Raw genomic sequence first — 15250 nt, 5'->3', positions numbered from 1 at the left:
CATACCATGAATATACATCTTTTCAAAATATTTAGGGAAGAGGAGAAACATTATGTCAAATTCTGTCTTAACTGTTTCTAACGAGACAATCGCACAAATGATGAAAAGCTATCAATCCTCGCTAACAGATCACTGCCCACCTGGAGCGGTTTTTGTAGCAAAGCCCTCTGGATGTACCATTACCGCATATAAATCGGGGAAAGTACTATTTCAAGGGAAGTCAGCCTTAACTGAGGCAAATAAATGGGGAGATACTTCCGCTAGTGGTACTTTGGTAAAAAAGAATAAACAAAAATCTACAATTACAAACAAGTATTCACCCCCACCAAATATTAGTGAACTATCTATTATTGGTTCAGATGAAGTGGGAACAGGTGATTACTTCGGTCCAATGACTGTGGTTGCTGCTTATGTTTCAAGTGAACAGATAAACATGTTAAAACAATTAGGAGTCAAGGACTCTAAAGACTTAAATGATATACAAATTACTAAAATAGCCAAGGAAATTATTAAACTAGTCCCACATAGTTTACTTATTTTAAGAAACGAAAAATATAATAAACTAGAGCAAAGCGGAATGAACCAAGGCAAAATGAAAGCATTATTACATAATCAAGCAATAAACCACTTATTAGATAAACTAACTCCTGCTCAAATTCTTGATGGAATATTAATCGATCAATTTTGTCAACCGGATATCTTTTTCAGGTACCTAAATGGTAAACAAATAAAATGGAAAGAAAAAAATGCATTTTTCAGTACAAAAGCTGAAGGCGTTCATATTGCCGTTGCAGCAGCTTCCATTATCTCAAGATACGCGTTTGTTAAAGAATTTGAAAAACTAAGTGAACAAGCTGGCTTTCAGCTACCTAAAGGCGCAGGTCCACAAGTCGATAAGAAAGCTGCTGAATTGATCAAAAAGCACGGCCCTGATTCATTATTGAAATTTACTAAATTACATTTTGCTAATACCGATAAAGCAAAAAAATTATTATAGGATTTTGTAAAAAATAGAAATGGTTGATTGACTTCCTCAATTAGTGGAAGTCTTTTTTAGCTTTTTTATTTAGAATGAAAAGTACCATTTTGGTAAAAGATAACTTCATATATTTGAATGATTCAACTAGGAAGGTGGTGCAATAAATATATAAAGTCTGTTTGAAAAAAGTACCATTGAACTAGGTGAAAATAATTTTATAATCATTGAAAACATAACATGAGCGAGAAAGGAGTAATATAAATATGCCAGAACAAACTTTTCATATTACTAGTGAATCTGGAATACATGCACGTCCTGCAACTTCATTAGTGCAAGCTGCTACCCGATTTAATTGTGAGGTAAATTTAGAATACCAAGGCAAAAACGTAAACCTTAAGTCAATTATGGGCGTTATGTCTCTTGGAATTCCACAAGGTGCTGAAATTAAAATCATCACCGAGGGCAATGATGGAGATGAAGCATTGAAGGCCATTGCCGAAACTATGAAAAGCGAAGGTTTAGCAGAATAAATGGAAAAAGTCATTACTGGGATAGCGGCATCTGCCGGGATAGCAATTGCTAATGCCTATTTGCTAGAACATCCAGATCTAGCAGTTGAGAAAAAAGATATACAGGACGCAGATTCAGAAGTGCAGCGCTTTACAGCTGCTATTCAAAAGTCACAAGAAGAGTTAGAAGCCATTAGGGAGCATGCTTTACAGAAGCTTGGAAAAGATAAAGCAGAAATATTTTCTGCCCATATTCTAGTTTTGAATGATCCTGAATTAATCAATCCTATCAAAGATAAAATTCAGAACGAAAAAGTTAACGCTGAAGTCGCTTTACATGAAGTTGCACAAATGTTCATTTCAATGTTTGAGCAAATGGATAATGATTATATGAAGGAACGTGCAGCAGATATTCGCGATGTTTCACAACGAATGTTGGCGAATCTTTTAGGTGTCACAATTCCAAATCCTAGCATGTTAACGGAAGAAGTAATCATTCTAGCAAAGGATTTAACACCTTCTGATACAGCCCAATTAAATAAAAATGTCGTTAAAGGTTTTGCAACAGACATTGGTGGACGTACTTCTCACTCCGCTATTATGGCACGTTCATTGGAAATTCCCGCTGTTGTTGGTACGAAACAAATTACAGCGGAAATTAAAAACGGAACACAACTCATTATAGACGGAATCGATGGAAAAGTTGTAATAAATCCTACAGAGGAAACAATCAAAACATATCAAAGGAAACAACAACAATATGAAGAGCAAAAGATAGAATGGGCTAAGCTTGTTAACGAGGCAACAGTAACCGCTGATGGCAAGCATGTTGAATTGGCTGCCAACATCGGAACCCCAAATGATGTGACAGGTGTACTTGAAAATGGCGGTGAAGGAATTGGACTTTATCGAACTGAATTTCTATATATGGGCCGAGATCAATTGCCTTCCGAAGACGAACAATATACGGCCTATAAAACTGTTCTAGAGAAAATGCAAGGCAAACCTGTTGTTGTAAGAACCCTTGATATTGGCGGAGACAAAGAGTTACCATACTTAAATCTCCCAAAGGAAATGAACCCTTTTTTAGGCTATCGTGCGATTCGCCTATGTTTAGATCAACAGGATATTTTCAGAACACAACTGCGTGCACTATTAAAAGCAAGTACATATGGAAACCTAAAAATTATGTTTCCTATGATTGCAACAATTGAAGAATTTAGAAAAGCGAAAGATATTTTACTTGAAGAAAAAGATAAGCTTGTTCAAGCAGGAACATCGGTAAATGAGAATATTGAAATTGGAATTATGGTTGAAATCCCTTCTACAGCTGTTCTCGCTGATCAGTTTGCAAAGGAAGTTGATTTCTTCAGCATTGGTACGAATGACTTAATACAGTATACTATGGCCGCAGATCGGATGAATGAGCGAATCTCATACCTATATCAACCATATAACCCGGCACTTTTGCGGTTAATTAAAATGGTTATTGATGCTGCACATTCCGAAGGCAAATGGGCCGGAATGTGTGGAGAAATGGCGGGGGATTCTATTGCCATTCCAATCTTGCTAGGTCTAGGCCTTGATGAGTTTAGTATGAGCGCAACATCAATCCTCCCTGCTAGAAGTCAGCTTATGAAGTTAACAGCACAACAAGCTCAAGACCTTGCTGATAAAGTACTAAACATGCAAACTGCTGAACAAGTCAAAAAATACGTAGAGGAAGTTTTATAAAATAACTGTAGGATTAGGATTCCGCAAGTTGTATAGCGGAATCCTTATTTGCTTTAAAATTAGTTGATTGTGTTGTTCGCTTATAAATGTGTGAACTTGGATTAGAAATTCGACATTTTGGCTTACAAATTCAAATATCCGCTTACAAATCGCTTAATCAGATTATAAATTACAAAAATTCGCTTACAAACTTGCTAAGCGAAACCATGCCTTTACAAAACACAAAGGCTCCCGCTATAGTTTAGCTGGAGCCTTTGACTTTCAAAATTTTAGCCTCTTAAAGTTGCACCTAATTGCTCTTCAACAGCTTTTAACACGTTGTTATGAGCTTTTGTAACTTCCTCATCTGTTAACGTTTTTTCTGGATCAAAATAACGCAACGAGAACGCTAACGATTTTTTACCTTTTTCTAAATGTTCACCTTGATATAAGTCAAAGATGGATACGTCTTTTAACAGCTTACCACCTGCTTGACGGATTACATCTTGAACATTTCCGGCAACCATTTGTTCATCTACAACTAAGGCAATATCCCTTGAGATTGAAGGATAACGAGGGATTGCTTCGTATTTAATCGAACTTACATCTGCACTAAGTAGTTTTACTAATGAAAGTTCGAACACAATTGTAGGATTTAGATCTAGTTCATTTTGAACTTCAGGATGCACCTGACCAACAAAACCTAAATAGTCACCATCTAAGCGAACGATCGCTGTACGTCCGGGATGTAAGCTATCCTTTTTACCTTGTTCAAACGTAATTCTCTTTTCAAGTCCTAATTGGGCAAATAGACCTTCTAACACACCCTTAACAACGAAGAAATCAACAGCTTTTTTCTCACCCTGCCATGAATGGGAATGCCAAAGTCCTGTAAAAGCACCAGCTAAGTTTTCTCTTTCACGAGGTAAGTTTGTCGTTATAGTATCCTCAGTTAAGTATACTTTACCGATTTCAAATACCGAAACATTGTCTATCTGACGTGCGTGGTTATGAGCAATTACTTCTAACAAGTGTGGAACTAGGCTTAATCTTAGCGTGCTGCGTTCTTCACTCATTGGCATTGATAATCGGATTGGCTTAGCATTGACTAGCTCATCTTCGAATTTTGAAGCTTTTCCAGCACTTGTTAAGGAATAAGTCACAGCTTCATATAAACTTGCACCTTCTAAATATTTACGAACCTTACGTCGTTTCGCTTGGTAATCTGATAATTTACCTGGTGTTGCATCCATGATCGGCAATGTCGTAGGGATGTTATCGTAGCCGTATAAACGGGCAACTTCTTCAATTAAATCTTCAGGAATTACAATATCTCTTCTGCGTGAAGGAGCAGTAATAGTGAATCTTCCATTGTCCTCTTTATATTGAAATTGCAAACGTGTAAAAATTTGCGCAACTTCATCTGAAGTAATCGAAGTTCCTAACACACTATTAATTCGATCTGTAGTTACTTCAACAGTAACCGGACTGCGGTCTAAATGATCAACCTCAATCATACCTTCTAATACTTCGCCACCCGCCAATTCAACTATTAGGGATGCAGCGCGGTTTGCTGCCGCATGTGCTCGCAATGGGTCAACGCCTTTTTCATAACGAGTACTAGCTTCACTACGTAGTCCGTGGTCTTTAGATGCTTTGCGAATTGTTTGTCCATCAAATACAGCAGACTCAATTAATACATTTACTGTATCACCATGAACTTCAGAATTTGCCCCACCCATTACACCTGCTAACGCTATTGGTTCTTTTCCATTTGTAATCACAAGGTGTTCGTCAGTTAATGTACGTTCCTGATCATCTAAAGTAACTATTTTCTCTCCATTGTTAGCACGACGTACTACTATTTCCTTTGAACCGAGACGATCGTAATCGAATGCATGCAATGGTTGTCCATATTCAAGAAGGATATAGTTTGTAATATCCACCACATTACTTATTGGTCGAATTCCAGCTGCCATTAATCGTGTTTGCAACCACAATGGTGATGGAGCAATCTTTACACCTTTTACAATTCGAGCCGCATAGTATGGATTATCTTCTTTTGCATCAACTGTAATTTTAATATTATCTTCTGTTTTTTCACTTGTTTCTTCTACGCTTGGCTGCGGTAATTTGACATCACGGCCTAGAATAGCCGCTACTTCATACGCAACCCCCAACATACTTAATGCATCTGAACGGTTTGGTGTGAGGCTAAGCTCTAATACCTTATCGTTTAAGTTTAAATATTCAAGTGCATCTTTACCAACCTCTACATCGCTTGGAAACACAAAAATACCAGTTGCAGTTTCCTTCGCAACTAACTTTGCTTCCACCCCTAATTCTTGCAAAGAACAAATCATTCCGTTTGAAGTCTCACCACGAAGCTTTGCTTTTTTTATTTTAAAATTGCCTGGAAGCACTGCACCAATTTTAGCAACAACAACCTTTTGTCCTGCAGCTACATTCGGAGCTCCACAAATAATTTGTTGCGGTTCACCTTCACCAATATCTACTTTACAAATATTAAGCTTATCAGCTTCCGGATGTTTCTCACATTCTAATACATGACCTACTACAATCCCTTGTATACCCTTGCTTAAATCTTCGACTGTTTCAACTTCTATCCCGCTTTTTGTAATTTTGTCGGCAAGTTCTTCAGCTGTTACGTTATTTATGTCAACATATTCTTTTAACCAGTTATATGAAACTAACATTTACTATCCCTCCTATTTAAGCTTGTTTGAATTGTTTTAAGAATCGAATATCATTTGTATAGAAATGACGAATATCATCAATACCGTACTTCAACATTGCAATTCTTTCCGGTCCCATTCCGAAAGCAAAACCAGTATATTTCTTAGAGTCAAATCCAGCCATTTCTAATACATGCGGATGAACCATTCCGGCTCCAAGGATTTCTATCCAGCCTGTTTGTTTACAGATCGAACAACCTGCACCGCCGCACATACAAGATACGTCCACCTCAACAGATGGTTCAGTAAATGGGAAAAAACTAGGACGGAGACGTATTTTACGGTCTTCACCAAACATTTTCTTAGCAAATACTTCAAGTGTTCCTTTTAAATCACTCATACGAATATTCTCATCAACAACTAAACCTTCAATTTGCATAAATTGATGTGAATGTGTTGCATCATCATTATCACGTCGATAAACTTTACCAGGGCAAATAATCTTGACTGGCCCTTTACCTTCATGCTTTTCCATCGTCCGTGCCTGAACAGGGGATGTATGCGTACGTAATAAAATTTCCTCGGTTATGTAGAATGAATCTTGCATATCACGCGCTGGATGCCCTTTTGGTAAATTTAGTGCCTCAAAATTATAATAATCCTTTTCAACTTCAGGACCTTCTGCAATTTGATAGCCCATTCCAATAAATAAATCCTCGATCTCTTCAATTACTGAAATAAGTGGATGGTGATTTCCTGTTTGCACAGGACGTCCGGGTAAAGTAACATCAATTGTTTCAGAAACTAATTTCTCTTCAATTGCCGCTTTTTCAAGGACAGCTACCTTTTCTTCAAGTTTCTCCTGAATAGCTGCCCTTACATCATTCGCTAACTGCCCAATGATTGGTCGCTCATCAGCAGATAATTTTCCCATTCCACGTAATACCTCTGTGATAGGCCCCTTCTTACCTAAATACGCTACGCGAATATCATTTAATGCTTTCAAGTCTTGAGATTGTTCAACTTTTTCTAATGCTTCTGCTTGCAGCTCTTTTAAACGGTCTTGCATCAAAATTCCTCCTTTTATTCAATACATTTTTAGAACATTGCAGTTAATTAAATTTTTAGGCAAAATAAAAAAGCCTCCATCCAAATATAAGGGACGAAGACTTTTATTCGCGGTACCACCCTAATTAACAGTATTGTAAGCCAAAGCTAATACTACTGTTCACTTCATTTCAATAACGGTTTATCTAACCGGAGCATCTTTACTTACGGGATATGTAAGGTCCAAATGTCAGCTCAAGAGTGAATTCTGTTACATCATCCATAAAGATGCTTTCAGTCAATGGCATCTTCTCCCTAGTTGGTGAGCGGTAACATACTATGTTCTATCATCGCAATGTTAACTTTATCAAATTTTCTTAATTATTATAGTATAAGTTTAAAAAATCCGCAAATGGAGTCATAAAATTATATTTAATATTGATTTAAGCTCTCAAGTGATATAACAATACTGCAGCTGCAATAGAGACATTCAGCGATTCAGCCTTTCCATAAATAGGAATATATAAATTTTCATTTGTTCTCATCAACAGCTTGCGGTCAACTCCATTACCCTCGTTCCCAACAATTAAAGCAAAAGATTCCTGTTTTGAAATAGTCGTATATTCCTTTGCACCTTCCAATGCAGTACCGTATACTTGGATTCCATTGTTTTGAATACGGTCAATCCATTCCTCAAGATTTCCCTTTAAAACGGGAATATGAAATAATGATCCTTGTGTAGATCGAATTACCTTAGCATTATATAAATCGACACAACCTTCACCTAAAACAACGGCATCCACACCAGCTGCATCAGCTGTTCGAATCATCGTGCCTACATTTCCCGGGTCTTGAACATTATCAAGTAACAAAAGCTTAGTCTTTGAAGTGTAATCAATATCAGTACACTTCTCCATTTCACAGACTGCCAAAATTCCTTGTGGAGTTTCCGTTTCAGAAAGCAGCTTCATAATTTCTACGGTTACTTCATAAACAACAGCATCACCAATATCCAGTTGTGAAAAGTCTTGATCATCACGGATTATTAATTCTTGGATGATCGCCTTATTTTTTAATGCTTCTTGAATCAAATGATTTCCTTCAATTAAGAATAAGCCAGTTTTGTCTCGCTCTTTTTTTGTATGTAGTTTTTTCCATGCTTTTACTTTAGGGTTTTGTAAAGATTCAATTCTTTTTATCATCTGTACACCTCATTCCATATACCTATTCATTATAGCTAGAATACTTTACATAATACAATTCGTTTCAGAGAAAACTAAAAATGTCTGCCATGCAGGAATTTAAACTACAAAGGAGTGGCTGTAAATGAATTTAAATCTCCGTCATGCTATTATTCAAAACGTTGCTGACAACACAAAGGAGCAGCTAGAAGATACGATTATTGATGCAATTACTAGCCAAGAAGAAAAAATGCTTCCAGGTCTAGGCGTACTCTTCGAAGTAATTTGGCAAAATGCTAACGAAGAAGAAAAAGAAGAAATGCTTTCTAACCTAAAAGGTGGCCTGCAAAAGCTTTAACTTTTCGAATAGGGGTCCCATTAGGAAGATCAAGGCCCTATTTCTTTTACTTTAACCATTAATAAAGTTAAACTTTCTTTAGAATAAAAAGGAAGATCCTCTGCAGAAGATCTTCCTTTTTTCTGTGCAAATGCCGCTTCTAATCGAAAATGATTTTATTCACTGTATCTTGGTCTAACTTTTTAATGACTTCCACAATTAACTTAACAGCATTTTCATAATCATCACGATGCAGCATTGCGGCATTTGAATGGATATATCTCGTAGCGACTGTTATGGATAAAGCGGGTACTCCATTTGCCGTTAAATGGATAGCCCCTGCATCTGTGCCACCGCCTGGCATTGATTCATATTGAAAAGGAATATTATTTTCCTCAGCTGTTTGAACAACAAAATCACGTAGTCCTTTATGAGCTACAATCGATGCATCATATAGAACAATTTGTGGTCCTTCTCCCATTTTACTCATCGATTCCTTCTCACTGATGCCTGGTGTGTCGCCCGCAATCCCAACATCAACCGCGAATCCAATATCTGGTTGAATGTGCGCTGTTGCTGTTTTAGCACCGCGCAAGCCAACTTCCTCTTGAACAGTCGCCACACCAAATACAGTATTAGGATGTTCGACACCTTTAAGATTTTTTAATACATCAATTGCGATTGCACAACCAATTCGGTTGTCCCACGCTTTCGCTAACAACATTTTCTCATTGTTCATAATTGTGAATTCAAAATAAGGTACGATCGAATCTCCTGGAAGTACTCCCCATTCCATCGCTTCTGCCTTACTAGATGCACCTATATCAATAAACATATCCTTGATTTCCGCAGGCTTTTTACGAGCTTCAGGAGATAATATATGCGGTGGTTTCGAGCCAATTATGCCAGTTATATCTCCTTTTCTTGTCATAACAGTAACGCGCTGTGCTAGCATTACCTGTGACCACCAGCCACCAACTGTTTGAAATTTAATAAAGCCCTTTTCAGTAATTTGTGTTACCATAAAACCTACTTCATCCAAGTGGCCCGCAACCATGATTTTAGGACCATCAGCTTTACCCACCTTTTTGGCAATTAAGCTGCCAAGGTTATCTTGCGTAATTTCGTCAGCATATGGAGATATATACTTTTTTACCACTTCACGCACTTCACGTTCATTACCAGGAATACCTTTTGCATCCGTTAAATCTTTTAACATTACTAATGTTTCATCTAAAGGTTTTGACATATCTGTTATCATTCCCTCCTGAGTAAATAATAAAAATACAGCTCACCATTTATTACCAATTAAACTTTAATAAATCAATTATAACGTTTACTTTTGCACTTTACAAAAGTAAGATTAATACCCCTGATCCTGACGCTGGTGATTAACCTCATTTTTACTTATGTATGCTTCCTTAATATCTTTCCACGAAAAGCCTAATAAATCACCTAGAATTAAGTACTCATTAAAAACTTTTTGATATTGTTGGAGCTGTTGGTTTTCTCTTAACTCGTTGATACTTTTATAAACTACATGGAATTGATCAACTAAACCGAAGATTTGCTGATTTCCAATTCCCAAGTTAAGTTTATTAACAACATTTAGGTCTAAGCCTAATGATAAAATAAAGTGGATGCCATCTACATATTCCTCTAGAATAACATCTCTATCAGCTGGAGGTTTTTTACTCCAAAATTTAAAACATCTTGTTTCATTAGCAAGTTCACCTAATTCAACGAGTAAGGCCATTATTTTTCTGTCCATCAAATTTTCATTATGTAATTCGTGCTCTTTCAAAATTCGTTCATCAAGCTCTTTTTGAAGCTGAAATAGTTCCTCAAACATTTCTCCATTTCCTCCCATCGTATCCTTCTTTATACTACCAGAATTTATAGATAAGGCGAAACTTATTACTATGTGAAATCGTATCATATATTATAATAGTTTAAGCCGTGATACTTAAGATAGATTAATTTTTAATTTAGGCTTGTATTGTATTTAAAAGAATAATTTTTTACTATAAATTAAGAGGTGGTCCGTATTATGTTTGTAATCATTTTAAGATTACTTATCTTCGCATTAATTATTTTTTTAATATATACAACGATTAAATATATAAATAACCCTAAACGGAAACTTGAATTGGCTCATGAGCAAAAGACATTTTATATGCTAGATGACCGACAAAATGTGCGTAAAAACTTCTTAATTACATTAAAAGGCGTTCTGTTTGAAGGAGAGAAATATTTAGGTACAACAAATCAAGCATTTGAAGTTGTTTCAATAACTATATGTGCAAATAAAACAGACCAATTACAAGGGCTCAACTATGAGGATTTTATGAGTATTGAGGAGAAAGTTAAAATGAATTATCCAAATGCTCACATTAAATGGAAAAGTCCGATTAAGGAATTCATCGAAAAACATAACCACATTCATTAAGCTTTTAAGCCGTAGCAGCTACAAATTGCTACGGCTTATCTTTTTATATATTTTAAAGTTTAAATTCTAAAGTAAATATTGATAGATTGAGAACCAACTTCCCAGATTAATTATAATCATGACTGGAATGCCGTACTTAAACGAATTATGCTGTGTTTTATGACGAAACATTTTCATACCATAAAACGTCCCTATAGCGCCTCCTACTAAGGATAAGGCAAATAATCTTTTCTCCGGTATGCGCCATTCACCTCGTTTTGATCGTTGTTTATCGACATACATAGTAATAAAGGTAATGATATTTAGCAATATTATGATTCCTAATAAAAGATACATTATTTTATGCTCCTCTACGGCTTATTATTGAAAACTATCATTCTTTTTTCAGTTTCCCCGGGCACCTAACTCCGTTGATTGCAGCATTCCTCGATTTTTGTTTTTATCGGAGCCTACTCCACCTCGGTAACCGTTACTTCTAATGATCAACCTTTCATCATGTTTGCTAACCGCTGTTGCTCTTTCTAGGTTAGTATGAAAACAGCTGTATACGCAAAAAGGTCATTCCACCTCAGGAATGACCTTTTTCATTCAGTTATTATTGAATGCTAGCTTTTGCTTTTGCTGCTAATTCAGCAAATGCCTTTTCATCACTAACTGCAAGTTCTGCAAGCATTTTACGGTTAATGTTAATACCAGCAACTTTTAGTCCGTGCATCATGCGGCTGTATGAAAGACCATTCATACGAGCAGCTGCGTTAATACGAGTGATCCATAATTTACGGAAATCGCGTTTCTTTTGACGACGATCGCGATATGCGTACATTAAAGATTTCATTACTTGTTGCTTAGCAACTTTAAATAATGTATGTTTTGAACCGAAATAACCTTTTGCTAATTTTAATACGCGTTTACGACGACGACGCGTTACAGTACCACCTTTTACTCTTGGCATTATGTTTACCTCCTAAGATCTATGTCAAATTCCGTTATTTTTATAAGTTTGTGATCATTTGCTTGATGCGCTTGTAGTCACCAGCACTTACTAATGTACCTTTGCGAAGCTTACGCTTTTGCTTTTGATCTTTATTTGCAAATAAGTGACTAGTGTATGCGTGTGAACGCTTCACTTTGCCGCTTCCAGTTTTTTTGAAACGCTTTGCTGAACCCCTATGAGTTTTCATTTTAGGCATTTGGGTTTCCTCCTTTAGATAATTCTTTCGTTGAATAAAGTTATTGTTTTTCTGCTTTAGGCGCCAGTACGATAAACATACTGCGTCCTTCCATTTTTGGCTTTTGTTCAACAGTAGCAACTTCTGCACATTGCTCTGCTAAACGATCAAGTACTCGTTGCCCAATTTCCTTATGCGTAATCGCACGTCCCTTGAAACGGATACTTGCTTTTACTTTGTCGCCTTTTTCAAGAAACTTAATGGCGTTTCGAAGCTTAGTGTTAAAATCATGTTCTTCTATACCAGGGCTCAAACGAACTTCCTTAATATTAATAACCTTTTGATTTTTACGTGCTTCTTTATCCTTTTTCTGTTGCTCATAACGGAACTTACCGTAATCCATTATGCGGCAAACAGGCGGTTTTGCATTCGGTGCAACCATTACTAAATCTAGGTTAGCATTTTGCGCCATTTCTAAAGCTTCATTTTTTGACTTAATACCGATTTGATCACCGTTCGCACCAACTAGACGAACTTCGCGTGCGCGAATAGCCTCGTTAATAAATAAGTCTTTACTAATAATTAGCCACCTCCAGGTAATTTTCACTGAATTTTTCGTTTGGGCGACGTACTTATGTAATTTAAAAATCACACAAAAAAACGTCGGCATACATACTACACCCACGATTCACGATCTCTATTTAAAGATTGCGTATAACCTGTCAACAACAAAATTGCGTCAATCAGGTGAGAAGCGGGTGCCTCTTCTTGTTCCACAAACAAATATTCAATTTCACCTAACAAATAATATCACTAAAGTTCCATTATTGTCAAGATGGCCAAATCTGATTTTTATAAGCAACGTAAATTATCTTAACTGATGTATAAAAATTATGCAAGTAGTTTAGAAAAAAAAGATGCAGGAAATTCCTACATCTTTTAATGATTGCCTTATTTCACATGACTGTCGCGCTGAACTTCTGCTTTAATAGACGTTAAAAACTGCTCGAATGATACTGTTTCAGAATCCTTTTCACCATACTTTCGAACATTTACGCTGTCACCATTCATTTCATTATCGCCGACTACTAGCATATAAGGTATTTTTTGCATTTGTGCTTCACGAATTTTATAGCCGATTTTCTCATCACGCTCATCCACTTCCACACGGAATCCTTGGAATTGCAGCTTTTCTCTTACTGAATTAGCATATTCAAGATGTGCCTCACTAGATACTGGAATAACTTTTACTTGTACAGGTGCTAACCAAGTAGGGAATGCCCCTTTATATTCTTCAATTAAAAAGGCTACAAAACGCTCCATTGTAGATACAACCCCACGGTGAATAACAACCGGACGATGCTGCTTTCCATCCTCACCTACATACGTTAAGTCGAAACGTTCAGGCAATAAAAAGTCTAATTGTACCGTTGACAAAGTTTCTTCCTTGCCTAAAGCTGTTTTAACTTGAACATCAAGCTTAGGTCCATAGAAAGCCGCTTCACCTTCTGCTTCATAATAATCAAGGCCTAGGTCATCCATTGCCTCTTTTAACATCGATTGCGCTTTTTCCCACATTACATCATCATCGAAATATTTTTCTGTGTCTTGTGGGTCGCGGTATGATAAACGGAACGAATAATCTTTAAAATCAAAATCTTTATACACTGCCAAAACAAGATTAACAACCCGCTTAAACTCATCTTTGATTTGGTCAGGACGTACAAATATATGAGCATCATTTAATGTCATACCTCGCACACGTTGCAATCCAGTTAAAGCACCTGACATTTCGTAACGATGCATTGTCCCAAGCTCAGCAATTCGGATTGGCAGCTCACGGTAGCTGTGAATACCTTGTTTATACACCATCATATGATGTGGACAGTTCATAGGGCGCAGTACTAAATCTTCATTATCCATTTTCATTGGTGGGAACATGTCATCTTGATAGTGATCCCAGTGACCAGAAGTTTTATATAGTTCTACACTACCTAATACAGGTGTATAAACGTGGCTATAACCTAATCTTTCTTCAAGATCAACAATATAGCGTTCAATAATACGACGGATCGTTGCACCCTTTGGCATCCATAACGGTAACCCTTGTCCTACTTTTTGAGAAACAGTGAAAAGATTTAATTCTTTTCCTAATTTACGATGGTCGCGTTCTTTTGCTTCCTCTAACAGTTTTAAGTGCTCATCAAGCTGTGCCTTTTTTGGGAAAGCTGTGCCGTAAATACGTTGTAACATTTTATTATTGCTATCCCCACGCCAGTATGCTCCAGCAATGCTCATTAACTTAAATGTTTTTAATTTCCCTGTCGATGGCACATGAACGCCGCGGCATAAGTCAAAAAACTCACCTTGTGTATAAACTGATACTGTTTCACCTTCAGGGATCGCATTTACTAGCTCAACTTTTAAGTTGTCTCCAATTTCCTCATACATTTTTATCGCTTCTTCACGTGACACCTCTGTACGTTCAATTGGAATATTTGCATCAATAATGCGTTGCATTTCTTTTTCAATTTTTGGTAAATCCTCCGGTGTTAACGATTCTTCCATATCAATATCATAGTAAAAGCCACTTTCGATAACTGGACCGACACCAAGCTTTACATTTTTATATAAACGCTTGATCGCTTGTGCCATTAAATGTGCAGTACTATGGCGCAAAACCTCAAGTCCATCCTGAGAATCATATGTAATAATTTCAATCGCACCATCTTCTTCAATAGGCGTACGTAAATCAACATGCTTTCCGTTGAGTTTACCAGCTAATGAATTTTTTCTTAATCCAGGACTAATTGATTGTGCTATATCTTCAGTTGTTGTTCCAATTGGAAATTCCTTTACAGCTCCATCGGGAAACGATAATTTAATTACTTCTGACATTGTCATTCACTCCTTCGTGTTTTAGTCGAATTAGGCTATGTAATAACTGATTGGAAATACAAAAAACACTTATCCCTACTAAGGGACAAGTGTTATACTCGTGGTTCCACCCTTCTTCCCGCTTAAATAGATGATGACGATTTCACAGCTTAATTTAAACACTATGTAGATTTGTATTACAAAGTATTCTAAACCAAGAACGGATCCATCCATTAGATACGGCTTGAAGTTAGATAACGGCAATTAACCGTCAACAGTTAATTCCTGTTGAA

At 36.6% G+C, this 15250-nt stretch carries 15 protein-coding genes and 2 other annotated features; of the genes, 5 read left to right on the top strand and 10 right to left on the bottom strand.

Features of this window, described 5'->3' with window-relative positions:
* Positions 1-52 precede the first annotated feature (52 nt).
* The 3 genes from rnhC to ptsP all read left to right on the top strand — a co-directional run bounded on the left by rnhC (position 53) and on the right by ptsP (position 3222).
* Positions 53-997, top strand: coding sequence for a ribonuclease HIII (gene rnhC, locus C1724_RS03465; protein WP_102345334.1), 945 nt, complete (start codon positions 53-55; stop codon positions 995-997).
* A 245-nt stretch (positions 998-1242) separates the two neighbouring features.
* A complete protein-coding gene (locus C1724_RS03460; RefSeq protein WP_102345333.1) occupies positions 1243-1509 on the top strand; it encodes a phosphocarrier protein HPr in 267 nt (88 codons plus the stop codon).
* A complete protein-coding gene (gene ptsP, locus C1724_RS03455) occupies positions 1510-3222 on the top strand; it encodes a phosphoenolpyruvate--protein phosphotransferase (RefSeq protein ID WP_102345332.1) in 1713 nt (570 codons plus the stop codon).
* Positions 3223-3491: 269 nt separating this feature from the next.
* On the opposite strand, the gene pheT is transcribed toward ptsP, so the two are convergent.
* The 3 genes from pheT to C1724_RS03440 all read right to left on the bottom strand — a co-directional run bounded on the left by pheT (position 3492) and on the right by C1724_RS03440 (position 8146).
* A complete protein-coding gene (gene pheT / locus C1724_RS03450; protein WP_102345331.1) occupies positions 3492-5918 on the bottom strand; it encodes a phenylalanine--tRNA ligase subunit beta in 2427 nt (808 codons plus the stop codon).
* 16 nt (positions 5919-5934) lie between these two features.
* A complete protein-coding gene (pheS, locus tag C1724_RS03445; RefSeq protein ID WP_102345330.1) occupies positions 5935-6966 on the bottom strand; it encodes a phenylalanine--tRNA ligase subunit alpha in 1032 nt (343 codons plus the stop codon).
* A gap of 86 nt (positions 6967-7052) precedes the next feature.
* Positions 7053-7304 (bottom strand) — a binding site (T-box leader).
* An 83-nt stretch (positions 7305-7387) separates the two neighbouring features.
* Positions 7388-8146, bottom strand: a complete 759-nt coding sequence (locus C1724_RS03440; RefSeq protein WP_180994109.1) for a TrmH family RNA methyltransferase — start codon at positions 8144-8146, stop codon at positions 7388-7390.
* A 124-nt stretch (positions 8147-8270) separates the two neighbouring features.
* Between C1724_RS03440 and sspI the strand changes: the two genes are divergently transcribed.
* Complete coding sequence (gene sspI / locus C1724_RS03435; protein ID WP_102345329.1) at positions 8271-8483, top strand: small acid-soluble spore protein SspI; 213 nt, start codon at positions 8271-8273, stop codon at positions 8481-8483.
* Positions 8484-8622: 139 nt separating this feature from the next.
* Here sspI and C1724_RS03430 read toward each other — a convergent pair whose 3' ends face one another.
* Both C1724_RS03430 and C1724_RS03425 read right to left on the bottom strand, forming a co-directional pair.
* Complete coding sequence (locus C1724_RS03430; protein ID WP_102346722.1) at positions 8623-9711, bottom strand: M42 family metallopeptidase; 1089 nt, start codon at positions 9709-9711, stop codon at positions 8623-8625.
* A gap of 114 nt (positions 9712-9825) precedes the next feature.
* Positions 9826-10314, bottom strand: coding sequence for a dUTP diphosphatase (locus C1724_RS03425; RefSeq protein WP_102346721.1), 489 nt, complete (start codon positions 10312-10314; stop codon positions 9826-9828).
* A gap of 198 nt (positions 10315-10512) precedes the next feature.
* Between C1724_RS03425 and C1724_RS03420 the strand changes: the two genes are divergently transcribed.
* Positions 10513-10911 carry a sigma-w pathway protein ysdB gene (locus tag C1724_RS03420; RefSeq protein ID WP_102345328.1) on the top strand — a complete coding sequence of 133 codons (399 nt, stop codon included), beginning with the start codon at positions 10513-10515 and terminating at the stop codon, positions 10909-10911.
* A gap of 66 nt (positions 10912-10977) precedes the next feature.
* On the opposite strand, the gene C1724_RS03415 is transcribed toward C1724_RS03420, so the two are convergent.
* The 5 genes from C1724_RS03415 to thrS all read right to left on the bottom strand — a co-directional run bounded on the left by C1724_RS03415 (position 10978) and on the right by thrS (position 14978).
* Entirely contained in the window at positions 10978-11247 is a 270-nt protein-coding gene (locus tag C1724_RS03415; RefSeq protein ID WP_102345327.1) for a DUF1294 domain-containing protein, read from the bottom strand.
* A gap of 259 nt (positions 11248-11506) precedes the next feature.
* The gene (gene rplT / locus C1724_RS03410) at positions 11507-11863 is read right to left on the bottom strand and encodes a 50S ribosomal protein L20 (RefSeq protein WP_102345326.1); all 357 of its coding nucleotides are present in this window, start codon (positions 11861-11863) and stop codon (positions 11507-11509) included.
* Positions 11864-11903: 40 nt separating this feature from the next.
* Positions 11904-12101, bottom strand: a complete 198-nt coding sequence (gene rpmI / locus C1724_RS03405) for a 50S ribosomal protein L35 (RefSeq protein ID WP_017756071.1) — start codon at positions 12099-12101, stop codon at positions 11904-11906.
* Between the two features lie 40 nt (positions 12102-12141).
* Complete coding sequence (gene infC, locus C1724_RS03400; RefSeq protein ID WP_142386542.1) at positions 12142-12663, bottom strand: translation initiation factor IF-3; 522 nt, start codon at positions 12661-12663, stop codon at positions 12142-12144.
* A gap of 65 nt (positions 12664-12728) precedes the next feature.
* Positions 12729-12856, bottom strand: a sequence feature (ribosomal protein L20 leader region).
* 175 nt (positions 12857-13031) lie between these two features.
* Complete coding sequence (gene thrS / locus C1724_RS03395) at positions 13032-14978, bottom strand: threonine--tRNA ligase (protein WP_102345325.1); 1947 nt, start codon at positions 14976-14978, stop codon at positions 13032-13034.
* Positions 14979-15250 lie beyond the last annotated feature (272 nt).

The organism is Bacillus sp. Marseille-P3661, assembly GCF_900240995.1.
Lineage (GTDB): Bacteria > Bacillota > Bacilli > Bacillales > Bacillaceae_J > OESV01.
Note: the sequence above shows the minus strand (reverse complement) of the source record. Positions and strands in the feature narration are given on the sequence as shown.

Bases quoted from the DNA above. Each gene is read 5' to 3' on its own strand.
- pheT (WP_102345331.1), bottom strand. From the start codon at position 5,918: ATGTTAGTTTCATATAACTGGTTAAAAGAATATGTTGACATAAATAAC.
- rpmI (WP_017756071.1), bottom strand. From the start codon at position 12,101: ATGCCTAAAATGAAAACTCATAGGGGTTCAGCAAAGCGTTTCAAAAAA.
- thrS (WP_102345325.1), bottom strand. From the start codon at position 14,978: ATGTCAGAAGTAATTAAATTATCGTTTCCCGATGGAGCTGTAAAGGAA.
- C1724_RS03440 (WP_180994109.1), bottom strand. From the start codon at position 8,146: ATGATAAAAAGAATTGAATCTTTACAAAACCCTAAAGTAAAAGCATGG.
- rnhC (WP_102345334.1), top strand. From the start codon at position 53: ATGTCAAATTCTGTCTTAACTGTTTCTAACGAGACAATCGCACAAATG.
- C1724_RS03460 (WP_102345333.1), top strand. From the start codon at position 1,243: ATGCCAGAACAAACTTTTCATATTACTAGTGAATCTGGAATACATGCA.
- ptsP (WP_102345332.1), top strand. From the start codon at position 1,510: ATGGAAAAAGTCATTACTGGGATAGCGGCATCTGCCGGGATAGCAATT.
- sspI (WP_102345329.1), top strand. From the start codon at position 8,271: ATGAATTTAAATCTCCGTCATGCTATTATTCAAAACGTTGCTGACAAC.
- C1724_RS03425 (WP_102346721.1), bottom strand. From the start codon at position 10,314: ATGTTTGAGGAACTATTTCAGCTTCAAAAAGAGCTTGATGAACGAATT.
- C1724_RS03420 (WP_102345328.1), top strand. From the start codon at position 10,513: ATGTTTGTAATCATTTTAAGATTACTTATCTTCGCATTAATTATTTTT.
- C1724_RS03430 (WP_102346722.1), bottom strand. From the start codon at position 9,711: ATGTCAAAACCTTTAGATGAAACATTAGTAATGTTAAAAGATTTAACG.
- rplT (WP_102345326.1), bottom strand. From the start codon at position 11,863: ATGCCAAGAGTAAAAGGTGGTACTGTAACGCGTCGTCGTCGTAAACGC.
- pheS (WP_102345330.1), bottom strand. From the start codon at position 6,966: ATGCAAGACCGTTTAAAAGAGCTGCAAGCAGAAGCATTAGAAAAAGTT.
- C1724_RS03415 (WP_102345327.1), bottom strand. From the start codon at position 11,247: ATGTATCTTTTATTAGGAATCATAATATTGCTAAATATCATTACCTTT.